The organism is Haladaptatus sp. T7, assembly GCF_026008575.1.
In the GTDB taxonomy this organism is placed as follows: domain Archaea; phylum Halobacteriota; class Halobacteria; order Halobacteriales; family Haladaptataceae; genus Haladaptatus; species Haladaptatus paucihalophilus.
In genome coordinates, this window is record NZ_BROP01000005.1 from 217,984 (window position 1) to 240,773 (window position 22,790).

Sequence of the window (22,790 nt, forward strand, 5' to 3'; positions counted from 1 at the left end):
GTTACATCGACCTCGCTTTGATAAGCGCCGCTTCGGCATCCACCGGCCCGGAGAGCAGCTCGACGTCGTTCGCGAGCAGGTACCGACCCATCGTCGGTCCCGTCACGCGGTAGTAGTGACCGAGCGTCTTCTCGCGCATCTCGTCGGCCACGACCGTCGTGTCGAGCGCGTCCATCGCCATCTGCTTCGCTTCCTCCAGTTCGATGCCGGTCAGGTTCTCGGTCGATTCCTGATTGAAGATGACCTCGTGTACGTCGAGACCGTCGTCCAAGACGCCCTTGATTCGGAGGTCGAATTCGCCTTCCTGCTCGCCGTGCTCCGAACAGCGGCCGTTTTGCAGGACGCGCGTGCAGTCTTCCTTCGGACACCGCTTGATGAGCCCGCTGCCGGACTGGATGTCCACCAGCGCGCCCTCCATCTCGGTGCTGTTGTCGCCGACCTCGATGTCGGCGTCGAGTTCCTCGATGGTGGTCGTGCGGTTGAGTTTCACCGAATAGCGGCCCTGATACTCGTCCGTAACGACGTTACCGAGCGAGTAGACCGTCCCTTCCTCCAGTTCGGGGAGGTCGGATTTGGCCCATTTGGTGAACTTGATGGTGCCCGTCTCGTCGCCGAGGAGGCCGACCTGGCCCACGGCGTCGCTTCGCGGTTCCCAAAGGTCGACGACCTTCGCGGTGAGGTTCACCCACTCTTCGTCGGTTTCGATGTCCTCGACGTTCACGTCGCTGGTCCCGCCGGTTCGAATGTCGTCGCGTTCCAATCCGGCTTCGTCGAGATAATGGCTGGTGACGCTTCGTCGCGCCTCCTCCATCGGCACTTTGTACTCGTTGACGAGGCTGTCGAGACGCGAGGCTACGTCGTCTACGGTCACGTCGAGATGGTCGGAGAACTGTTCGTGTATTTCCTCTGCGTGCTGTCGCACATCGGTCATGGTTGCTCCGTCTCCACTTCGTTTTCTATGGGAGACATGCCGTGGTTGGTTCGCAATAGTATAAAAGGTTACGTGGGAGCAGAGCGGAAGTGAAAACGGCTCGTTCGGGCCGCTAGACGCGCTATTGGTGGGATTTCAACCGTCACGAACTCACCGTCTTCCTCTCGGCGGTTGTTTTGCTCCACCGAATCGGGTTAACCTTTCATTCCCCCACCACCAAGAGGGAGGTATGGACGACCGCCTCGACCGTTTCCTCCGCGTCAAACTCCGGAAGGTGGGAAAGAAGTACGCCGAAACCCGTCAATCGGCGAACCGCCAGATAGAGGAGGCGAAGGATGCGTACCGGAACGCTCACGATACCGTCCTCGCCGATTTGCCGCGGGACGAACACGGCCGGGCCAAAATCGTCTGCCGAAGGCACGTCGACCGTCGGGCAGCGCCGATAGACCAGGAGGGACGGCCGAAGTGTTTCGACCCGGACCATCCCGCGTGCGAGGGATGTGTCGAAGACATCCGCGAAGGGACCATCGAGACGTGGTGAGACGACCGATGATGCGACGGCCGTTGAACGGACGGTTCGATTTCGGAATCAAAGGCTACGTTGAAACGGTCAGATAGCAGGGGAAAAGTCGAAATCGGGACCCGAAAAGATGTGGTGTTTACCAGATAATTAAAAGTTCTGCCATATTCTATGGGTTCGGATTCGGCGGACAAAACGCTTCTAACTCTTTCAATCAGGCGAAATAGGTCTGGCGCTTGGAACTTCCTTCAAATAGCCAACACAATTTATATGGTTAGCTATCGAATATGTATTCGGTGAAGTTCAAATGAGCACTGAAGTACAAAGCGGTGCGGAAATGGTATCGGAGACCACCGAACAATCGTGGCGTGCTTCGATGGGGGCCGGGGCTATTATCGCCGTAATCGGCGTACTCGCCATCTTAGCGCCGTTCGCGGCCGGTGTTTCGCTATCGATTCTACTCGGAGCGTTGCTGGTCGTCGGGGCGCTGGTTCACATCGCACGCGCCTTCTCGGGTGGCTGGAAGCGGTTCTTCGTGCAGGGACTGCTCGCGGTCATCTACGCCATCGCCGGAATTTCGCTCCTGGCGAACCCGGTCATCGGACTGACGACGCTGACCATCCTGCTGGTCGCGTTCCTCGTCGTCGATGGCGTCCTCGAAATCGTCATGGGGTTCCAGGCCCGCGGCAACCGGGGCTGGGGCGCACTCGTCGTGAGCGGCGTTCTCGCGCTGGTGATTGCGGGGCTGATCTGGGCCGGATGGCCCGCAACCGCCGTCTGGGCGGTCGGCCTCCTCTTCGGCGTGAACCTCCTCGTCAGCGGCGTGTCGATGATGTTCATGGCGCAGGGCACCCGAACCGAAGCCCGCGAGGGGACGACCCCGGAAACGGAACCCCGCGGCGCGGCCTAAACACGCTTTTTTTTACGAACGAGAACTCGACCCCGACGTTCCGATGAGAGGAATTTAAACGCCGGAGGGTCCTGCGCAGGATATGGACCGCCCGCTCGTCGCACTGATTATGGCTGGGGGTACCGGTACCCGACTCTATCCCGCGAGTCGAAGCGACCGACCGAAACAGTTCTTGTCCCTCCTCGGAGACGATTCGTTGCTCTCCCAAACCGTGAACCGCGCCGGTTTCGCCGACGAAATCTTCGTCTGCACCGCGGAGACGCACGCCGACCTCGTTCGCGAACACGCACCCGAAGCAGGCGTGCTCGTCGAGCCCGAGCCGAAGGATACCGGTCCGGCGCTCGTCTACGCCACGCACCGAATCCGCGAGCAAGTCGGCGACTGCATGCTCCTCTGCTTGCCGAGCGACCACTACATTACGGGCGACTTCGAGACGACCGCTCGCCGGGCCGCGTCAACTGCAGTCGAAACGGAGGGGGTCGTAACGGTCGGAATCGAACCAACTCGTCCCGCGACAGGATACGGATATATCGAACCGGGACACGATTACGGAAGCTATTTTGACGTTTCCCAGTTTAGAGAGAAACCCGACAAATCGACCGCCGAACGCTTCGTCGATGAGGGTTTCTACTGGAATGCCGGTCTGTTCGCGTGGACGCCGGACGCGTTCCTCCGGGCCGCCCGCGACTCCCCCCTCGAACCCCTCGTCTCCGCGCTCGAAGACGGCGACCCCGCCGCCGGATTCGACGCCGTATCCCCCACGAGCGTGGATTACGCCGTGATGGAGCGCACCGACGACGCCTTCGTCGTTCCCGCCGCGTTCGAGTGGGACGACCTCGGTTCGTGGGACGCGTTCGACCGGTTCGATTCGTCCACGAACGTCGTCCTCGGCGACGCGTTGACCATCGACGCCACGGGGAATATCGTGGCCGGAGACAAACACGTGAGCCTCGTCGGCGTTGACGACCTCGTGGTCGCGGCCTACGACGACCGCGTGCTAGTCGTGCCGAAATCGGAGGCCCAGCGCGTGCGCGAAGTCGTCACGAAACTGCGCGACGACGACCGTTTTTGATCGGCCGTCAGATTTCTGCATTCGCGTCCCGAATCCGGCACGCTATGGCCGACACGCTACGCGTCAAGTCCGTCGAAACGACGGACGAGTACATCCACGTTCGATTCCGCGACCCGGACGTCTTCGACACGATTCGAACCCCCGATTGGGCCGCCGACATCGCACGGGACATTTCGAACGGGGCAGAGGTTCGAACCGGCAAACGAATCGGCAGTGACGAGTGGGAAGTCCAGAGCGTCCTCATCGAAAAGCAAGCGGGCACCGAGAAAGCCCGTGACGAAGCGAAGGAAATCGCGCAGGAAATCGAGTCTTAGTACAAATCGCAGTAGTGGAACTCGCCGTCACCCACCGCTCGGGTAACCGTCTCGCCGACGTCGACCGAGAGCGGCGAGTCGAACGTCGGCCCGTCCCAAACGAACGTGTGAAACTCGCCGTTTTCGCCGCAGGGGTCGACTTCTTCGGGAAGGTCGGCGAGGAACGCCTCGTCCAACTCCCGTCCCGCAAACGATGCGTCGAGCGTGCCGCCATCGACCGTAACGACCGTCGCGCGGAACCCGGCGTCGAGGAACGACCGAATCTGCTCGTCGGTATCGGGATTCCAAACCGGCCAACAGCCCTCGATGGCCGTTTCCGCCAGTCGCTCTTTTCGATACGCGCGGATATCTTCGAGATAGAGGTCCGCGAAGGCGATGCGCTCGATTCCGCGCGCTTCGTACTCGTCTACCACGCTCGCCATCCGTGCGGCGTACTCCTCGTTCGAACACTCCATCGGGAGTTCGACGTATCGAATCGGAATCCCGAGCGCCTCGGCTTGCGCGTCGTACAACTCCCGGCGCACGCCGTGCATGCTGCTCCTGCCGTTCTCCGAAACCGTCGTGAGCAGTTCGGTGACGTGCGGCAGTTCCAACAGGGCGTAGGCGGCGTCCTTGCCGCCGCTCCACGAGAGCACCGTGTTCTGTTGCGCCGTCATTAGCTTCGGAGTCGTCCGCCGTCGATGGGAAGCGCGACGCCGTTCACGAAACTCGCCCGCTCGCTGGAGAGGAACGCCACGGTGTCTCCGAGTTCCATCGGGTCGCCCACGCGACCCATCGGGATGTCGCTCGCCCAGTCCGCCAACCCTTCCTCGTAGCTGTCGTACTCGCCGCGTTCGAGGGCGGCCTCCACGAGGTCCTGAATCCGCGGCGTTTCGTGCGCGCCCGGAAGCACGGCATTGACGCGGACGTCGGGCGCGAACTCCTGGGCTTGCGTCTGCATCAACCCGATGACGCCCCGCCGAACCGCGTTCGAGAGGACGAGTCCGTCGATGGCCTCCCGAACGCTCGTCGAGGTGATGTTCACGACCGTTCCCGCGTCGCTTTCTACGAGGTGCGGATGTGCCCGTTTCGTCAGCCACACCACGCTCATCACCAGCAGGTCGTAGGCGGCGTACCAATCGCGCTCTAAGGTGTCGAGAAACGGCCCGCTCGGCGGTCCACCCGCCGAGGTGACGAGGTGGTCGAGTCCGCCGAACTCCTCGACGGTCGCCTCGACCAGCGCCTCGATTTCGTCCGGGTCGGTGATGTCCGTCGGCACCGCGAGCACGTCGCCGCCGCCGAGGTCGGCGATTTCTTCTTCCGCGCTCGCCAGTCCGTCCTCGCTCCGCGCGCAGATGACGACGTTGGCTCCTTCCCGCGCCAACGCCTTCGCGCTCGCCAAGCCGAGGCCGCTCGAACTCGCCGTTACCAGTGCCGTATTACCCTCCAGTCCGAGGTCCATACGTTCGCATCCGTGGGAACCGCTAAAACTCCTCGGGACCCGGCCGTCTGACCGTTACCTCGCCGTCGTGCGTCACGCCGATGAGCAGGGCCGTTCGAATCGTCCGCCCCTTCACCGCATCGCCCGCCTCGTCGCTGATTCGCTTCATGAGTTCGGGAGCCGCGTGGTTCACCTTCACTCCCGCCTCGTCGCACGCTTCGTACACCCGCGACGGAACGTCGTAGAGGTCGCTGTCGGATTCGACTTCGATTCGAACCGGCGCGCGGAGCGCCTCCGCGAACGCCACCGTTTCGCGCGCCTTGCTGATGTTCTCCCGAGCGCTGGCTTCGATGCTCGACACGTTCGCCCGCGAGGTACCCAGCCGGTCCGCGATGGCCGCCTGTGCGGTGTCGCGCTCGCGGAGCGCGAGCACTTCCGCTTGTCGTCGGGTCAGAACACTCGTCTCCGCGTCGAATCCCGCCCGTCGGAGAATCTCATTCACGTCCAGTTGCTCACTCATTTCGTACCTCCGACATATATCGGCTTACGCCCCCTACCCGCAAATGACTGTCCACTCGTTGGTTTATCCGCCCCAGAAGTTGTCTCGACTTCCAAGGTGTTGTCGCCGTTCCGCTTTCCTGTCGTCTTTCGTCTCGGCATCGCCGTCCGCGGCTTCCTCGCCGCCTTCGTCCGTTTCCTCCGACTCCATCGGCAGCCGTTCGATAGGATCTGCGAGCGCGTGATTTCCCTTCACGTTCGTGATCTTCACCTTGGCGCGGGCGTCGGGAAGAATTCCGTCGACGAGAACGATGAACCCGTCTTCGGTTCGACCGACGCCGGAGCCGCTTTCGTGAATGTCGTCGATATCCACGACGACTTCCTCGCCCGGCTGGACCGGGGCGGTCTTCAACTCGCGGATCGGTTGGTTGTAGTGATTGCACCATTCCGCGCCGCCGCGGTCGCCGTAGTGATGACATCCCATCCCGTTGATTCGTTCTTCGAAACTGGGGCAGTCATCGGCGAGTGGACAGTCCGGCATGCTACAGGCTATAGCGGCGCGTGCCTAAACACTTCCGCAACCTTTTCTTGCGGTCGGGAACCGAATCCGGTGCAAACCGCGCCGGATTCGGTCTACCTCCCTGAGAAAAGGTTGATCAAAAGCACCGGAAGACGTTCCGGCTCACTTCGTTCGCGCGCTGCGACTTCCGAGCTGGTTACGAACGCTTTGCGTTCGTCACATCCCGAAAATCTCCGATTTTCGAGGACTTCGTTCGCGCTGCTCACGAAGACCCTCCTCACCCCTTCCCGTCGCGTCCGAAGACTCGCGTTCGCTCGTCTTCGACGCGCCTTCGAGGGGTTCGTCGGCCCGGAAAATCTCCGATTTTCCGGAAAAGTCGCTAGTGACTAGCGGCTGTGTCACCGGTCGATTCCGGTGGTTGCGTTACCCACCGTTGCTCTCGTGTTCTTCGTGTCCGTCGCGTATCTCGAAAATAGCTACAAAAATCGCTCGCGGAACTTAGGCCAACGGCGTCCGCTCGACCACTTGCCCGTCGTAGGTCGGATACTGCTCGACGATTTCGCCTTTCTCCACGTCGCCCTCCTCTATCATCTCCTCCAGCAGCCACCACGCGACTTCGATGTGGTTCGATTTGACGGTGTAGAACTCCTCGGGGACGCCGAGTTCGGCGAACCGCTTCTCGTCGGCCCACGTCTTCCCGTAAATCAGGGTACCGTCGTCCGTCACGTCGTCGAACTCGCGGCGAATCTGTCGGGCCATCCGCTTCAGGCGGTTGCGGTGCTGGGCGGCGTCCTTGAACACCGAGGTACAGAAGTACGTTCGCGGGTGGTCACCCATCACGTCGAGGATGTCCTCCTTGGACCCATCGACGGCGGACATGTGACCCTCTTGGAGTTCGAATCCCTCGGCCTGCATCCGGCGGTAGTTGCCCTGGGACATCTCGAACTCGTTGATGTTACAGAACTCCGCCGCGCCCTCGTCGAGGAAGTCGAGGAACTCCTCTTCGGCGCGGATACCCGGAATCTCGAACGCGGGGGTGAGTCCTTCCTCGCGGGCGATGTAGAGGATGTCCTCCCACTCGGTCCCGTGAAGTTCTCCCCACTGTTCGTACGGCGGATGGAAGCGAATCTCGTCCAACCCGGCCTCCGACAGTCGTCGCATGTTCTCCCGCCCGCCCGTGATACCGGTGTAGAGGTGCGTGTGGTGGTCCTCGCCGAACTCGTCTTTGAGAAGCGAGAGGTACCGACAGGTCTTGTTCATCGCCTCCTGCGGTTCGCCACCAGTGATGGACGTGCCCAGCGCGTTCATGCGCTTTGCCTCCGTAATCACGTCCTCGTCGTCCTCGACGAGGCGCTCGTTGGCGTACACGTCGGTGACGTTCTTCCGGTTCTCACCGAGGGGGCAGTAAAAACAGTCGCGCTGGTCGCAGTAGCCGTAGACGAAGAGAACCATCTTCCCTCCTTCAGCACACTGTTCACAGCCCTTGGAAATCATTCGTTGTACCGTTTTACCCGTCGAGCCTCAAAAAGCGTGCGAATCTCGCTTTCCTCACCCGCAGACCGTCCGCAGCAGGCCGTTCATCATCGACCACATCGCGTCGGAGCTCGATTCGAACACGCGTTGGCCGTGCGCGCTTCCATCGACGGTTTCCAATCGCTTGGGGTTCGAAGCGGCGTCGCGCATCCGCTTCGTCGTTTGCACGGACTTTTCGTCGCCGCGACTCACGACGAACAGCTTCCAGCCCTGCATCTCGGCGGCGGAATCCACGCCCGCTTCCGGTGAGACGACGAGCGTCCCGTCCACCGTCCCCGACTTCGCCTGTGCGTTCGCGCGAACGACGGCGCTCGCGCCCGCACCGGCACCGACGAGGAGGACGCTTTCCACGCCGACCCGACGTCGAAGGTAGCGCACCGCCGCGAGAACGTACTCCGGTGCTGCGTCCCCGTCCAGATTCAGGTCGATGGGGAGGCAAGTGTGACCGTCCTCGGCGAGTCGCTTCGCTTGGGGAAGCCAACTCTTCCTGTCGAATCCCTTTCCGTGTGCGAAGACGACGCCGCACTCGCCGTCGCCGAGCAGCGTCCCGCGAACAGACGCTCCGCCTTCGGTCACGAACTGAACGTCGCCACCGTCCGCTGGCGGCGCGGTTCCGGTCGTGGTTTCGTTGGTCGTCGTCTCGTCTCCAGTTGTCGTTTCTGTCGTCGTCTCCCCCGCGTCGGTCGTCCCATCGGCGGTCGTCGTTCCGGTCGTCGTTCCACCCCCCGTCGTCGTCCCGCTTCCCGTCGTCGTTTCTGTCCCTGTCGGTTCGTCGTCACCGGTGGACGAACAACCTGCGAGCGTTGCCGTCGCTGCGACCCCGACCGCGTGGAGGAGGCGGCGGCGTGTCGGCGTTCGAGTCATCGGTCGAAAACTCCCGTATGAGGCCATTATTATACGCGGGCTAATGTCGGTCGAACGACGGCAAACGCACCGTTTAGACCGTTTATTCCTCCACCAATCCTATTTTATTACTTAACACTGGTGTCTATTTTACATCGTGCGCTCTTCGTCTGTTCCACTGGACCACCTCTGCACCTCGGGCCCTCACTCCCGAAAACAGTTAACCATCCGCCGCGTACGCACCGCCAATGCTGCTGGTGTTGTGCGTGGACCTCGACGACGACCTCGGCCGGAAGACCCACTTCGACACGCCGGTCGTCGGTCGGGATAACGTCGAGGCCGCCGCCGTCGCGCTCGCCACCGCGGACCCGGAGGACAGCGACGTCAACGTCATGTTCGAGGGAGTCCACCTCTACGACCGAATCCGGTCCGACGAGAGCGTCGAAGTCGCCATCGTCACCGGAAACGACGGAAGCGACATCGGCGCCAACCGGGAGGTCGGCGAGGAGGTGGACACGGTGCTCGCCAGCCTCAGCACCAGCGAGGAGATAACGACCGTCATCGTTACCGACGGCGCACAGGACGAGAGCGTCATCCCCGTCATCCGCTCGCGCATCCCCGTCGATGGCGTCCGCCGGGTCGTCGTCCGGCAGGCACAGGACTTGGAGTCGATGTACTACACCATCAAGCAGGTTCTCGACGACCCCGAAACCCGCGGCACGATTCTCGTCCCGCTCGGCATCCTGATACTCATCTATCCGCTCGCGCTCGCCGCCGACCGGCTCGGCATGCCCGGTGGTGCCGTCTTCGGTGGCCTCTCCGGCCTCCTCGGCTTGTACGTCCTCTTTCGCGGCCTCGGCCTCGAACGCGTCGTGGACCGCCTCGCCGAGAAGACCCGTCGGAGCCTCTACTCCGGTCGCGTGACGCTCATCACCTACGTCGTCGCCGCCGCCCTCCTCGTCATCGGCGGCGTCAGCGGCGTCGATACCCTCGAAGCCATCCGCCAGCAGAACGACGGCCGGAGTCTCGGCGCGCTTCGCGTCCTCGCGGCACTCATCTACGGTGCCGTCGTGTGGTTTTCCGCGGCGGGCATCACCTCCAGCCTCGGTCAAATCACCGACGAGTACCTCGCCGACGAGTTCCGGTGGCGCTACCTGAACGCGCCGTTCTACGTCCTCGCCATCGGCGGCGTCCTCTACGCCGTCAGCGCCTACTTCCTGAGCCGCGCGTCGCTCGAATTCCTCGCCGGAATGCTCACGGCCGGAACCCTGCTCGGCTTGACGAGCACGCTCGTGTTCGCCATCGCCGAATCCCGCTATTCGAGGTCAGGACAGGCGCGAGCGAGCTAGAAATATTGTTTCCGCGTCCCAACTTTCCGGGCGGCGCGCGCTGACGAGGCGACGTGGCCTCTCTCAGCCACGTCGCCTCGGTGAAGTCGTGCGAGGGATGACGGAGGGAGCGTTAGCGACCGGAGAAATCGGTTGGGGAGGGTGTGGCGTGCGAGGGTTCGGAGAACCCTCGAAAACGAACGGCAACGCCGTGAGCACGCGGTGCGGTTGCGGTTTCAGTGACGTCTGTACTTGCGGTCCCATGCAAATCAAATACGATTCGCCGGTTCCGGTGAGTTACATGAAGTCCGCGATTCCGGACTGCTTGTTCTTATCATTTTCAAACACGCTCTCCAACGAGCGCTCCAGAATCTGAAGCCGCTGTTTCGTGTACTCGCGGCAGTCGTACTCGTCGGCAACCTGAATCGCGGTGTCCATGTACTTGTTCACCGAGCCTTGATGAACCGTCAGGTTCACCCGGCCGCCACACTCCCGGCAATCGCCCGAGAGCGGCATCCGGCGGTACTTCACGCCGCAGTCCAGACAGCGGGTTTCCTGGCGCGAGAACGCGCGCAGGTTCCCGATGAGGTCGGGCAGGAAGTGCCCCTCGATGACGCGCTCGGCCACGTCGGTCTGGTCCACCGCGCGGGTCTTCCGGGCCAGTTCCAACTGGGCGTTCATCTTGTCCATCATCGACCCGAGGGTCTTGTACGCCGAGAGGTCCGGCCCGAGCGCGATGTTCGAGGTGTCGTGGGTGTGCCGGAACCCGGTGTACTCGCGGTCGGTGCCCAGATACTCCTCCGCGATGGTGATGTCCACGTCCTCCGGGTCCACCATCTCCAGCGTCGCCTCGTAAAACTCGCGGGGATACCGGTCCACGATGTCCATGTTGTGCGCCTCGTCGTCGATTTCCGAGGGGTCGATGCGCGAGGACATTACCAGCGGCGCGTCCATCTGCCCGCCGCGCTTGTCCGGCAGGAACTCCTTCGAGAAGTTGAGCAGGCCGTCCATAAGGAGCATCACGCAATCTTCGTCGCCGTCGCACTGCTTCGTCGCTATTCCGTTTGCGACGAGGTTGTGCGTGTCTCGAACGGTGACACAGTACGTGTTCGAAATCTCGGACTGAACGATTTCGACTCGCGTTACTTCGTCGCGCTCGAAGGAACCACCGTCCGCAACTGCTCCTGAACTCGTGTCTCCCTCCGAGAATCTGGAACCTGCTTCTCCGAGGAAACCGGGAACCGAAGCGCCGGCTTTCAGTTCTCGCGCTTCGATTTCTTCGGGGCCGTTTCCGCTCCACCGAAGCATCGAATGGTCCGGCGTCACCGTAATTTCCCGCCCGCTTCGCGTTTCGATTTCGACCAAGTGATTCGGAGCCGGATGTTTCGAAACCGCTTCGATGGGTTTTCGAACGACGTTCCCATCCTCGTCTATCGACGGCACCAAAACCTCGCAATCGAGTTCTTGGACGAGTGCACCCAAATCATCCTCTCTCGGGTTTTCCAACCGCTCTTCGACCAACTGTCGAATTTCGTCATACCGCCACTCGTCGTCCTGGTCCCGATACCACACCTTCGTCTCCGGATGGAAGCAATTCCGCCGTTTCGCCGCGTGGAAGTACGGATGTGCGTATCCCACCGCCGCGCTCGTGAAGCCGATGACGCGGCCGACGACGGCGGCGGAGGTGTGGGGTGCCATCCCGAAGACGAGTTCCCCGACCAAATCGTCGCGCTCGTCCATGTCGTAGAACGGTTCGAGGCCGTAGTAATCCTCCAGCAACTGGTCCACGAAGTCGGCGGTTTTGAGCAGGTGGGTGGCCGCGCCGTCCGAGAGCACGATGTCCTGTACCCGGAGTTCTACGAGTTGGTCGTCGTGCTGGAGTGGTTCGCCGTGGATGTCCTCCTCGTAGCCGAGTGCGCGGAGTTGCCCCGGTTCCACGTCCAGTTCGGACGCCCTGACCGAGGTGACGGGAAGGTCGGTCATGTCGTAGCGAATCGTCCCGTCCTTGAACGCGCTGACGCCGTGTTTGGCGCGGAGAACGCCCTTCTCGATGGGTTCGGGCGTCTTGTGCGCCGAGGTGAGTCCCTTGACGCCTTTGAGCGTGTCGAAGACGTTCGGGCGCTCGCCGACCGATTCGAGCGCGCCCCGGAACTCGTCGTTCATCTCTATCGTCTGCCACTCGACGCTCGTGGCGGGGACCTCACAACGGGGGCACTCCGCCCGTCCCGCTTGGTCCGGTTCGACGCGGGTTTCACAGTCGGGACAGCGGTACACGGGATAGGTGTTGCCGCCGCACTCCGGGCACAGGCATTTGAACGTCTCGTGCCCGCACTCTTCGCACTCCCGACGTCCGATTTGGACCTCGATTTGCCCGCGCTTCCCGGACATGCCTTCGGTGTGGGCGGCGGCTTTCGCCACGTCGCGCTGATCGCCGCCCGCTTCGCCGAGCGGGAAGAGGGTGTGTACCGCGGGACTCATCTCGCGCTTTTCCGACTTCTCCGGCCGTCCCATCCGGTTCCCGATTCGCGTCGGTGCGCGCTCCCGGACGGAAAACGGTGCGACTTCGTTGACCGCTTTCACGGCGTTGTCCCCGGGTTCGTTCTCTCCCCACTCGCGCGCCTCGTCTGATAGTGATTCCCACGCGCGCGTGAGGTCCGCGTCGAACCCGACCGACCGAACGAGGGGTTCCCAGTCCGGTATCTCCAGGACCTCGCCCTGTCTGTGTTCGACGAGAAGGTGTTCGAGCGCCGTTCGAACCGTCTCGGTGTTCGAAAGGACGAGTCGCCCGTCGCGGACCTCTCCCGACTCGACGGCTTCGGCCAGCGCTTCGAAGTCCGTCACCGAAATATCGTGCCAGAGGTAGGTGTACTTCGGATGCAGCGGCGCGTCGTACTCCGTCGCCCACGCTAACGCCTCCGCCGCCGAGGGGTCTTCGAGGTCGATGTGGGGGTCGTCGCGCATGGCCTGTACGTCCGCACCGGCGTGTTCGAAGTCCTGAACCCACCACTCGAACACGTAGGATGCGGGCGGGAGCGGGTGGTTGTTCTCCACGAACTCGCCGTAGTTGACGAGGTATTCGCCGAGGTCGAGAATCTCCTCGACGCCGTTCCTGATTTCGAGCGCCTCGTCGGTGTCGTCGATGCGGCGCACGTCCCCGTTCGCCAACCTGACGGTCGGCCCCTCGATGGTATCGACGGGGATGACGCCGCCCGCTTTCCCGGGCCGCTCGGTCTTGATTTGCGTTCCGGTCGCGAGGAAGTCGTCCACGAGGTGCATCGTCGCGGGTTGAACCCCCGCGGTCGCAAAGCCGTGGTTTCGCGCCCGTCCGTAGCGAAGGCGGAACCCGCCGGGCCTAGACGGGTGGGTGAAAACCGGACGTCCGGCGATGAGGTCGCGGAGGAACTTCGTCGCCTCCTCGACGCGGGGTGGACCGTGTAACTCGTGGTCGCCCTCGGCCTCGCTTTCCGCTCCCTCTTCCTCCTCATCGTCGTCGGCGTCGTCGTCCGCGTTCGCGTCGTCTTCTTTCGATTTGCCGTCGTCCTTTCCGATGGTGCCGTCGATGAGGTCCTGCAACCACGGCCAGTCGATTTCGTCCAGATTCCGCGTGTATCGCTGAATTTTCGGCGCTTTAAGCGCGATACCCTCCGCGAGAACGAGACACATTCCGCCCCGGGCGCTGTTGGTATCCACGCGGTCCAGGTCGCGGAACCCCGAAACCTCCTCGTCGCCCGTCGCTTCCCCGTCCAGCATGACGGGCATGTTCTTGGCGATGAACTTCGACTCTTTGTCCTTCGGGGAGTACTGCAATCCGGTCTCGGAATCGTAGAGGTTTATCTCCTCGGCGTACCGCTCTATCTCGTCGTCACGCGCCTTGTACTCGCCCAGTCCGATGAGCGCCCGCGTGTAGTCCGCGACGAGGACCGAAAGCGCTTGTGCGGTCCCCCCCGCGGAGCGAATCGGACCGGCGTAGTAGACGTTGACGAACTCCGTTCCGTCGTCGTTTTCGAGGAGTTCCACCCGGTCGATTCCCTCGATAGGTGCGGCGACGACACCCTCGGTCAACAGCGCGACTGCCGTTCGAACCGCGCCCTCGATTTTCCCGGCGCGCGTCTCGTAATCACCGACGTTGCCGTCCGCGAAGTCCTTCGCCAGTTCGAGGGCGGCCTCTTCGCGTGACATCTCGCCTTCGAGTTCGCGGACGCGTTCCGCGACGTTCTCGATTCCGAGGATGTTCTCCACGCGGTCGGCCATGTCCTGTGCGACCGGTATCTCGACTTCCGGTTGCGGGTCGCCGCTGCGCTCTTTAGCCGCCTCCGCGACGTCGAACGCCTCGTCGAGCCGCGACTCCAGTCGCTCGAAATACTGCCGGTCTTCGTCCCGCATGTTAGAGCCAGAGGTCGAGGTCGGTCGGCTCGTCGTGTTCCCGGACGAGCGGTTCCTCGAACGTCCGCATGTACAGCTCCCCGGCGAACACCGTCGCCGAGTCGAGGTGCCCGGCGACCGCTTGTCCCGACCGGCGGGAGAGGACCGCGTGCGTATGCGCGAACGGCTCGCCGTCGAGCAGGGAGACGTTGCCCACGCACGAGGCGACTTCCAGCGGTTCGTCGAACCGGACCTCGCGGTACTCCGTTTCGTCTTGGTCGTAGAACCACACCTCGGCGTCCTGTACCGCGCCCATTGCGATGAACCACGCCGCGTCTACGTCCTCGTCGTCGGCCAGTGATTCGATCTCTTCGCGCCAATCCGCTCCGTGTCCGAGTCGGGCAACGAACTCCTGTTCCCCGGCGACCTCCCGATAGTCCATGTCTGCATGGAACTTCGTCCGGGGACAAAAAAGGTTAGTATCGCCCCGTCAGTTCTCCGTTCCAACGAACGTATGCATCGCTTTCCCGAGTACGGTGCTCCTTTCTTGTCAGTCTTATAATTGGTTCTGACGATGGCTCACCGAGGAGTGAAAAACGTGGAGTCGTGGTGAGAGGGCTGTTCGCGGACCGCGGCGGTATGGGGGACTATCGCCAGTTCGGGAGTGCGGCAGTGTCCGATACTCGCATGCAAATCCACGCGTCGTCGCGTGACACATCCGCGATGACGAATCGTTCCGTCTCTCCGTCATCGTCCACCGAGGCCATGACCTCGGAGTCGTTTGCAAGCGACACCGACACTGCTGCCGTATCCGGCGTCATACTTTGAGAATGAGTACCAAGGGATATAAGGCCACCGAAACGATGATACCTACTCTCGTGATGCTGTGATTTTCCTGAAAAATCGGGTAAAATCGGCGACAATGATGTATTTCACGAAAATAGCACCACGTTACCCGGTCGATTTTGCCAACGTATCACTTTCTCCGGACTTTATTCTATTCTAATTCTCTGTAAAATAACTTGGTGATATAAAAGGAGAATCGACCTTGGACTGCAATAAACCACCTGTTTAAGACCGTAACGATGCCATTCTCAAGCGGTAAGTTTATCCGCTGTGATACACAAGCCGAGTGTGGATGACAGATACTGACAACCTGACCCGTCGGCGGTTCCTACAGGCAACTGGGGGTGCGGCATCCGCTGTCGCACTTGCTGGCTGTACTGGTGGCGGTGACGATGACAACGGTAACGGCGACGGTAACGGCGACGGTAACAACAGTAGCGGCAACAAGCTGCAACTCATCAACTCGACGATGACCACGCTGGACCCGGTCAAGGCGGCCGACACGGCGTCCGGAACGGTTATTCAGCAGGTCTTCGACTCCTTGATGAACTACCCGAACTCGGAGATTGCCGTCGAGAAACAACTCGCTAAAGGTCACGAGGTTTCCGACGACCAGAAGACCTACACCTTCCACCTCAAAGAGGGCGTCAAATTCCACAACGACAAGGAAGTCACGGCGAAAGACATCGTTTACTCGTGGCGCCGTCTCGCCGAATCGAAGAACTCCCGTCGGCAGTACTTTATTCTGAGTTCCATCGGCGTCAAACACGAGACGACGACGAAGACGTACAAGGACGACGAGGGCGAACACGAACTGACCGTCGCAAAAGCGAACTCGCTGGCGCTCAATGCGAAGGACGACTACACGCTCGAGATGACGCTCGAAAAGCCGTTCCACGCCACGCTCGAGATGCTCGCCTACACGTCCTTCGCGGCAATCCCCGAAGGCATCGTCGGCGACATCGATGGCTACGACGGCGAGATGAAACATAGCAAGTTCGCCACGAAGAACCCGATCGGTGCCGGTCCGTTCAAGTTCGACCACTGGAAATCCGACGTTTCCGCGGAAGTCACCAAGTTCGAGGACTACCACGGTGACGTGCCCAAGGTCGATGGCGTTCACTGGAAGATCTCTTCGAACTCCGAGGAGATGTACACCTACGGTGTCATGAACCAGAACGCGGACATGGGGTACGGGAGCAACTTCATCCCCACCTCGAAATACGACCCCGGCAAAGTCAGTGACACCAGCACCGACGACCTCGGTCGAACCGTCGGTAAGTACGGTCCCATCCAAGGGAACACGTTCGATTACCTCGGTGTCTCGACCATCAACACGTACTACATGGGCTTCAACACGGAAGCGGTTCCGAAGCCCGTCCGACAGGCTATCGCCTACGCTGCCAACCAGGAAACCATCGTCGAAGAAGTGTTCAAGGGCCGTGGTGCACCGGCGTACCACCTCACGCCTCCGATGATCTACCCCGGCGGCGCGAAGAAGTACGAGAGCCACGCCAAGAACAAGTATCCGTACAGCTACGACGAGTCCGACCGTGACAAAGCGAAGCAGATCATGGAGGATGCTGGCTACAACGAGAACAACAAGTTCAAGTTCACCTTCACGGTCTACAAGTCCTCCTCGACGTGGCCCAAGCTGGGCAAGCGCCTCCGCGCCCAGCTGCAGGCGGCACACATCGAGATGGAGATCCAGAAGACGGCGTTCTCGACGCTGCTCCAGCAGGGTCGTCAGGGTAAGCTCGAGGCCTACTCGCTCGGTTGGGTCATGGACTGGCCCAAGCCGGACAACTTCCTCGGTCTGCTCTACCCGCCGCTGACCGACACGTCAAAGGACTCGCCGCAGTCGTACACCAACTGGTCCGGAACGCCCGCAGCGAAGAAGGCGACGAACGCGTGGGATACGATCCAGAACAACACCGGTCCGACGGACAAAGAACAGACGGCTCGAGAGAAGGCTTACATCAAGATGGAAGAGGCCAACTGGGAGGACGTCACCTTCCTCAACATGTACCACGGTCTCTCCGAGCGCTTCTCCTACGAATGGGTCGACGCACCCAAGTACGGTGGCGCCGACTACAGCCGTCAGATGTACAACAACGTCAAACTTAGCGAACGGAAATAATCAGGACAGTTCGGCGTTCATTTTTCTTTAAACGTCCCGTTAGTGGCGTCTATGTCCAAAAATTCGGGGTAATGGTATCGCAAGACATAATGAGAGGAACGCGAAATACGTACCCGTATCAGCCATGAACGCGGTTACCATTGGGTGCAACCTACCGCACGACACGACCACGCTTGAACAGGAGGTGAACTGACAGTATGAGCCGATGGCGCTACCTCGGTCGCCGTCTGTTACTGTCCATTCCGATCCTGATATTCGGGATGACGATTACGTTCGTCGCCCTCCGTATGGGTCCGATCGACCCCGTTGGGGCCATTCTCGGTCCGACAGGCGACCCACAGGCATATCAGCAGATCAGGAATCAACTCGGCCTTAACAAGCCGTTATGGGCACAGTACATCGACTACATGATCAACATGGCCACCTTTAACCTGGGCAAATCGTGGGTGCTTCAACCCGACGTGAGTGCGTACTCGATCATTCTGGACTACGCACCGCGAACCATCTGGTTGGGTTTCTGGTCGGTGCTCATCGCCGTCTTCGTGGGTATTCCCCTCGGATTCTACGCCGGACTGAACCCGAACTCGTGGAGCGACTACGTCGCTTCGTTCGGCGGTATCGTCTGGCGTGCGATGCCGAACTTCTGGTTGGCGGTCATCTTCATGTCGGTCCTATCACTCTCCGAACAGGTTCTGTTCGGCTTCGACTGGCAGAATTGGCTCGTCCATACGACCGTCACCGGCGTTCCGTTTCAGGATCCCAGTAACTTGACCAACCCGCACGACCTGCTCGCGGCCATCAAGAAGATCGCACCGGCGGCCATCGTCCTCGGTTCCGCGTCGATGGGGAACGAGATGCGTATCGGTCGGACCGCCGTGTTGGAGACGGTGAACTCCAACTTCATCGAGACGGCACGCGCGAAGGGCGTCCCTCCGCGCTCGCTCGTCTGGAAACACATCTTCAGGAACGCGCTCATCCCGCTCGTTCCCATCATCACAAGCGAGGCGTTCCTGCTCATCGGTGGTTCGGTTCTCGTCGAGTCGGTGTTCGGCATCAGCGGTATCGGGCAACTGTTCTTCGATGCGATTACCCACGGTGACCTACCGCTCGTGGGAGCGCTGATGTTCATCTTCATCCTGCTCGTCGTGATAATCAACATCGTACAGGACATCCTGTACACCCTCATCGACCCCCGCGTCGGCTACGATGGAGGCGCGTAATATGAGTTCAAATTCGACCATTCGAGAAGAACGTCCCCTCCGTGAACGAATCGCAGACAACCCACAACCGGCCACGCTGTGGCTCGCCGGATTCCTACTGCTAATCGCGGTCGAATTCGGTGCGCTCTCGGGCATGATAATGTCGTTCCCGTGGGCGGCGCTGATGGACAAACTGCCCTTCCTCAAACCGGTCGCCGCGCCGTTTGCGACCCTCGGCGACGCGCTGGCGAACCTGCCGACGCTCCTTTCGAGGGAGATATTCGACAACACCGGATGGCAATCGCCACAGGGCGGTTGGAAGGGAACGTTCCTCGGACTCTCCCCGGCCATCGTTTGGACGATTCGGGTTACGCTCATCTACGCCTATTCGCTCGTCTTCCTGTACTGGATTTGGCGTGGCTACCTCACGTTCCGGAAGCACTATCGATACGCCGACTGGACTCCCCGTGACGACATGATAAACCGATTCCGCGGTCACACGTGGGGTCTGTTCGGGTTCGTCATCGTCTTCATGTTCGTCGTGATGGCGATTTTCGCACCTGCACTCGGAACGACGACGGTCGAGCGCAACATCAAAAACCCGTACTCCTACGAGGTTAACTATCTCAACAAGGACACCGGGCAGGTCGAGAAAGTCAATATCGGTGACGCTAATGCGGGTTCGACATCGGAAGGTCCGAGCGGAAACGTCGCTCCGATGACCTACGACGATTACGGCCGATGGCACCCGTTCGGGACGTTACCGTTGGGGTCGGACATGTTCACCTTCATGGTACACGGTGCTCGCGTGTCGATGTTCATCGGTGTCACTGCTATCTTGGTGAGCGGACTCATCGCGACGGCGTTCGCGCTCCTGACGGCGTACTACAAGGGTCTCGTCGACCTCGGTGCCGTCATCATCGGTGACTCCATCATGTCGATTCCCCGTCTCCTGTTCCTCATCTTGCTCTCGTACGTGTTAGCGGACACCTGGATTGCGGACGTCTACAACGGCGGTTTCCTGCTCGCCTTACTGTTCGCCGGGACGGGATGGCCGTATCTCTGGCGTGCGGTGCGCGGTCCCGCGTTCCAAGTGGCCGAACAGGAGTGGATCGACGCGGCGAGGAGCTTCGGACAGAGCCCCGTTACGACCATGAAAAAGCACATGGCACCGTACATCCTCGGCTACCTGCTCGTCTACTCCTCGATGACCCTCGGCGGCATCATCATCGGGGTTGCGGGACTGTCGTTCCTCGGCCTCGGTATCAACGCCCCGACGCCCGAGTGGGGTCGTGCGGTAAGTATGGGACAGGGCTACGTGGCGGGTCCATCGTGGCACATCTCGTTCATTCCGGGTGTGCTCATCGTGCTCGTCGTCACCGCCTTCAACGCGCTCGGCGACGGCATCCGCGACGCGGTTGACCCGCAGAGCGAAACCGGCGAAGACGCCGGTGCCGAAGTTGCGGCGACGGGAGGTGGCGCATAATGGCATCGAGTCAACACCCCTCGTCGATCGCCGACAGGGAACCGATGCTTCGCGTCGAGAACCTTCAGACGGCCTTCTTCACCGACAAGGAAGTCATCCGCGCCTGTGACGGCGTTTCGTTCGACATCAAACCAGGTGAGACGGTCGGCGTCGTCGGCGAATCCGGGTCCGGAAAGAGCGTCACCGCACGCTCCATCATGGGACTCATCAAGTCGCCGGGTCGCATCCTCGATGGAAGTATCCAATTCAAGGGCGAGGAACTGACGACGAAGAGCGAAAAAGAGTACCGACAGATTCGCGGCGGCGACATCGCGATGGTGTTCCAGGACCCCCTGACGAGTCTGAATCCCGTGTACTCCGTCGGAAATCAGATCAAGGAGGCGCTTCGCCTCCACCAAGGGATGACGGGAACGGAAGCGACCAAGGAGGCCATCAACCTCCTCGAAGCGGTCGGAATCCCGGACGCCGGACGACGGGTCCGCGAGTACCCACACGAGTTCTCGGGTGGGATGCGCCAGCGGGCGGTTATCGCCATGGCGCTCGCGTGCGACCCCGAACTGCTCATCTGTGACGAGCCGACGACGGCGCTCGACGTGACGATTCAGGCCCAAATCCTCGAACTTCTCGACGAGCTTCAGGAGGAGCGCGACCTCGCCATCATGTTCATCACCCACGACATGGGTGTCATCGCGGAAATCGCTGACCGCGTGAACGTGATGTACGCGGGCGAAATCGTCGAGAGCGCCCCCGTCGTGGAACTGTTCGAAAATCCACGACACCCCTACACTCGGGGGCTTCTTCGAAGCATTCCGGGGAACAACCCGGACGCGGACCGCCTCGTCACCATCGAGGGCGACGTTCCGACGCCGAACGAACCGGCGACGTACTGCCGGTTCGCCCCCCGGTGTCCCGAAGCGTTCGATTCGTGCGACAAAGTGCATCCGGTACCCGTCGCGGTCAACGACGATTCGGAGGACCACGCCGCGGCGTGCTTGCTGTATCCGGAAGACGTATCCCAATCAGAGGCCATCGACGTGCACCGAAATGCGGCAACCGAAAGTGAGGATGAACTATGAGCGAAGTACAGCAGAGTAAATCCACCTCTGTCTCGGAAGGCGAGACGCTCGTCGAAATCAACGACCTGAAGACCTACTACGGCGACGGCGGTCTCATCGATTCGACCCCCGTGAAGGCGGTCGACGGCGTTTCGCTCGAAATCAAACGCGGCGAAACGCTCGGGCTGGTCGGCGAATCCGGCTGTGGCAAATCGACGCTCGGACGGACGCTCATCCAGTTGGAGGAAGCGACGTCCGGTGAGGTGCTGTTCGACGGCACCGACATTACCGAACTGTCGGGACAGGAACTCAAAAACTGGCGACGGAACAGCCAGATGGTCTTCCAGGACCCCGAATCCAGCCTCAACGACCGGATGACGGTCGGGGAGATCATCCGCGAACCGCTCGACGTTCACGATTGGAAGACGCCGCGCGAGCGCCGGGAACACGTTCGAGAACTGCTCGACGTGGTTGGGTTGCAACCCGAGCACTACTACCGCTATCCGCACCAGTTCTCGGGTGGGCAGCGCCAGCGCATCGGCATCGCCCGCGCGCTCGCGCTCGAACCCGAGTTCATCGTGCTGGACGAACCCGTCTCGGCGCTGGACGTGTCCGTGCAGGCCCAGATTCTCAACCTGCTCGAAGACCTGCAGGAGGAGTTCGGCCTGACGTACCTGTTCATCGCCCACGACCTCTCGGTCGTTCGGCACATCTGTGACCGCGTGGCGGTGATGTATCTCGGTCACATCATGGAACTCGGTCCGTCGGACGAACTGTTCGAAGAACCGAAAAATCCCTACACGATTTCGCTCCTGTCGGCGATCCCCGACCCCGACCCGACGAGCAGTCGGGAACGCATCACGCTTCGAGGAACGCCACCGAGTCCCCGCGACCCGCCGAAGGGATGTCCGTTCAGCACGCGCTGTCCGATGAAGATTCGGCCGGAGGAGTTCCGGGACGCGGACGACGACCTCTGGCTCAACATCGAGATCTTCCGCGAAGTCGTGCGCGCACGAACCCGCGCGGACCGGTCGGTGACCGACCAGGTGAAGGAACTGCTCGGCATGGAGACGCGCTTTTCGGACATCGGCGAGATTCAACAGGAGTTGTTCGCCGATATCGACATCCCGCGCGACATCGAACAGCACATCGACGAGGCGACGGGCTACATCGAGAACAACGACGACCAGCAGGCCCGCGAGTATCTCCGCGACGTGTTCGGAAGCGTCTGTGACTCCGACTCGCCCGGCGACAACGTGGTGAGCAATTCCGGTCGCTTTAGCCACTGTCACCGCCACCTCGACGAGTACGACGAACCAGACGAGTTCACGCCCTACGCGAATCGGTAATGGCTGCACCGGACCGGTCTCCACGGCGGGCACGACAGGCGCTCGACGCACTCGTCTACGCCATCGCAGTGACCGGTGTGGCGTTCGTCGGCGGCGGCCTGGTAAGCTTCCCGCTCGGCGGCGGGCTGGTCGGCGTGAAGTACTTCCTGTTTCTGATCGGCTTCCTGCTGTTCGGATACGGTGCGTGGCAGTTACGACCCGACCGTCCGTGGGACGTGGATAAATCCGACGGCGAGATAGAGATCGTGCGAAACGATACCCGGGGCGAGGTCATCGGTTCGCGCGAGGAGACGCGGTTTCAAGCTACCGTGCAGCGACTGCCGCCGCTGTCGTGGTATTCGATTCCGCCCGAGGAGCGGTTTTCTCCCGGTGCGAAGCTGTTTCTGGCGAGCATCGCGATTCTCCTCGCTTCGTTCCTCATGGAAGCCGTGTTCGGCGTTGGCGCGTAGCAACAGTTTTTACCG

At 61.4% G+C, this 22,790-nt stretch carries 21 protein-coding genes; 11 read left to right on the plus strand and 10 right to left on the minus strand.

The features are described 5' to 3' along the window. Window position 1: 1 nt before the first annotated feature. Window positions 2–931 (minus strand): hypothetical protein, encoded by a 930-nt coding sequence (locus OPC11_RS14920; protein ID WP_007976133.1) that lies wholly within the window; start codon window positions 929–931, stop codon window positions 2–4. A 229-nt stretch (window positions 932–1,160) separates the two neighbouring features. Here OPC11_RS14920 and OPC11_RS14925 point away from each other — a divergent pair, with 229 nt between their 5' ends. The 4 genes from OPC11_RS14925 to OPC11_RS14940 all read left to right on the plus strand — a co-directional run bounded on the left by OPC11_RS14925 (window position 1,161) and on the right by OPC11_RS14940 (window position 3,747). Next, on the plus strand, window positions 1,161–1,472 hold the full coding sequence (locus OPC11_RS14925) for a hypothetical protein (RefSeq protein WP_007976136.1): 312 nt from the start codon (window positions 1,161–1,163) through the stop codon (window positions 1,470–1,472). A 286-nt stretch (window positions 1,473–1,758) separates the two neighbouring features. Beyond that, window positions 1,759–2,361 (plus strand): DUF308 domain-containing protein, encoded by a 603-nt coding sequence (locus OPC11_RS14930; RefSeq protein ID WP_073096761.1) that lies wholly within the window; start codon window positions 1,759–1,761, stop codon window positions 2,359–2,361. Window positions 2,362–2,443: 82 nt separating this feature from the next. Beyond that, complete coding sequence (locus tag OPC11_RS14935) at window positions 2,444–3,433, plus strand: sugar phosphate nucleotidyltransferase (RefSeq protein ID WP_264782421.1); 990 nt, start codon at window positions 2,444–2,446, stop codon at window positions 3,431–3,433. Window positions 3,434–3,477: 44 nt separating this feature from the next. After that, complete coding sequence (locus tag OPC11_RS14940; protein WP_007976144.1) at window positions 3,478–3,747, plus strand: hypothetical protein; 270 nt, start codon at window positions 3,478–3,480, stop codon at window positions 3,745–3,747. On the opposite strand, the gene OPC11_RS14945 is transcribed toward OPC11_RS14940, so the two are convergent. The 6 genes from OPC11_RS14945 to OPC11_RS14970 form a co-directional block, all read right to left on the minus strand. After that, window positions 3,744–4,403 carry an adenine nucleotide alpha hydrolase gene (locus OPC11_RS14945; protein ID WP_264782422.1) on the minus strand — a complete coding sequence of 220 codons (660 nt, stop codon included), beginning with the start codon at window positions 4,401–4,403 and terminating at the stop codon, window positions 3,744–3,746. The genes OPC11_RS14940 and OPC11_RS14945 overlap by 4 nt on opposite strands. Then, the gene (locus OPC11_RS14950) at window positions 4,403–5,188 is read right to left on the minus strand and encodes an SDR family oxidoreductase (protein ID WP_264782423.1); all 786 of its coding nucleotides are present in this window, start codon (window positions 5,186–5,188) and stop codon (window positions 4,403–4,405) included. The genes OPC11_RS14945 and OPC11_RS14950 overlap by 1 nt, the downstream gene beginning before the upstream one ends. Before the next feature lie 22 nt (window positions 5,189–5,210). Next, entirely contained in the window at window positions 5,211–5,687 is a 477-nt protein-coding gene (locus tag OPC11_RS14955) for a Tfx family DNA-binding protein (protein ID WP_264782424.1), read from the minus strand. Window positions 5,688–5,750: 63 nt separating this feature from the next. Beyond that, the gene (locus OPC11_RS14960) at window positions 5,751–6,206 is read right to left on the minus strand and encodes a TRAM domain-containing protein (RefSeq protein ID WP_264782425.1); all 456 of its coding nucleotides are present in this window, start codon (window positions 6,204–6,206) and stop codon (window positions 5,751–5,753) included. Window positions 6,207–6,683: 477 nt separating this feature from the next. Continuing rightward, entirely contained in the window at window positions 6,684–7,679 is a 996-nt protein-coding gene (locus OPC11_RS14965; RefSeq protein ID WP_007976153.1) for a radical SAM protein, read from the minus strand. A gap of 54 nt (window positions 7,680–7,733) precedes the next feature. Further along, a complete protein-coding gene (locus OPC11_RS14970) occupies window positions 7,734–8,582 on the minus strand; it encodes an alpha/beta hydrolase (protein WP_264782426.1) in 849 nt (282 codons plus the stop codon). A 227-nt stretch (window positions 8,583–8,809) separates the two neighbouring features. On the opposite strand from OPC11_RS14970, the gene OPC11_RS14975 reads away from it, so the two are divergent. Continuing rightward, a complete protein-coding gene (locus OPC11_RS14975; protein ID WP_069450657.1) occupies window positions 8,810–9,910 on the plus strand; it encodes a DUF373 family protein in 1,101 nt (366 codons plus the stop codon). A gap of 276 nt (window positions 9,911–10,186) precedes the next feature. On the opposite strand, the gene OPC11_RS14980 is transcribed toward OPC11_RS14975, so the two are convergent. The 3 genes from OPC11_RS14980 to OPC11_RS14990 all read right to left on the minus strand — a co-directional run bounded on the left by OPC11_RS14980 (window position 10,187) and on the right by OPC11_RS14990 (window position 15,072). Then, the gene (locus OPC11_RS14980) at window positions 10,187–14,272 is read right to left on the minus strand and encodes a DNA-directed DNA polymerase II large subunit (RefSeq protein WP_264782427.1); all 4,086 of its coding nucleotides are present in this window, start codon (window positions 14,270–14,272) and stop codon (window positions 10,187–10,189) included. Between the two features lies 1 nt (window position 14,273). Further along, a complete protein-coding gene (locus tag OPC11_RS14985; protein WP_264782428.1) occupies window positions 14,274–14,693 on the minus strand; it encodes a PPC domain-containing DNA-binding protein in 420 nt (139 codons plus the stop codon). A 205-nt stretch (window positions 14,694–14,898) separates the two neighbouring features. Then, complete coding sequence (locus OPC11_RS14990; protein WP_264782429.1) at window positions 14,899–15,072, minus strand: hypothetical protein; 174 nt, start codon at window positions 15,070–15,072, stop codon at window positions 14,899–14,901. Window positions 15,073–15,389: 317 nt separating this feature from the next. On the opposite strand from OPC11_RS14990, the gene OPC11_RS14995 reads away from it, so the two are divergent. The 6 genes from OPC11_RS14995 (at window position 15,390) to OPC11_RS15020 (ending at window position 22,775) form a co-directional block, all read left to right on the plus strand. Next, window positions 15,390–17,237: an ABC transporter substrate-binding protein gene (locus OPC11_RS14995; RefSeq protein WP_264782430.1), complete on the plus strand. Its 1,848-nt coding sequence runs from the start codon at window positions 15,390–15,392 to the stop codon at window positions 17,235–17,237. Window positions 17,238–17,434: 197 nt separating this feature from the next. Continuing rightward, window positions 17,435–18,457 (plus strand): ABC transporter permease, encoded by a 1,023-nt coding sequence (locus OPC11_RS15000; RefSeq protein ID WP_264782431.1) that lies wholly within the window; start codon window positions 17,435–17,437, stop codon window positions 18,455–18,457. After that, entirely contained in the window at window positions 18,444–19,922 is a 1,479-nt protein-coding gene (locus tag OPC11_RS15005; RefSeq protein ID WP_264782432.1) for an ABC transporter permease, read from the plus strand. The genes OPC11_RS15000 and OPC11_RS15005 overlap by 14 nt, the downstream gene beginning before the upstream one ends. Beyond that, window positions 19,922–20,998 carry an ABC transporter ATP-binding protein gene (locus OPC11_RS15010; protein ID WP_264782433.1) on the plus strand — a complete coding sequence of 359 codons (1,077 nt, stop codon included), beginning with the start codon at window positions 19,922–19,924 and terminating at the stop codon, window positions 20,996–20,998. The genes OPC11_RS15005 and OPC11_RS15010 overlap by 1 nt, the downstream gene beginning before the upstream one ends. Beyond that, a complete protein-coding gene (locus OPC11_RS15015) occupies window positions 20,995–22,326 on the plus strand; it encodes an oligopeptide/dipeptide ABC transporter ATP-binding protein (RefSeq protein ID WP_007976166.1) in 1,332 nt (443 codons plus the stop codon). Before OPC11_RS15010 ends, OPC11_RS15015 begins: the two co-directional genes overlap by 4 nt. Continuing rightward, window positions 22,326–22,775 (plus strand): hypothetical protein, encoded by a 450-nt coding sequence (locus OPC11_RS15020; RefSeq protein WP_007976168.1) that lies wholly within the window; start codon window positions 22,326–22,328, stop codon window positions 22,773–22,775. Before OPC11_RS15015 ends, OPC11_RS15020 begins: the two co-directional genes overlap by 1 nt. The last annotated feature ends 15 nt before the right edge of the window (window positions 22,776–22,790 follow it).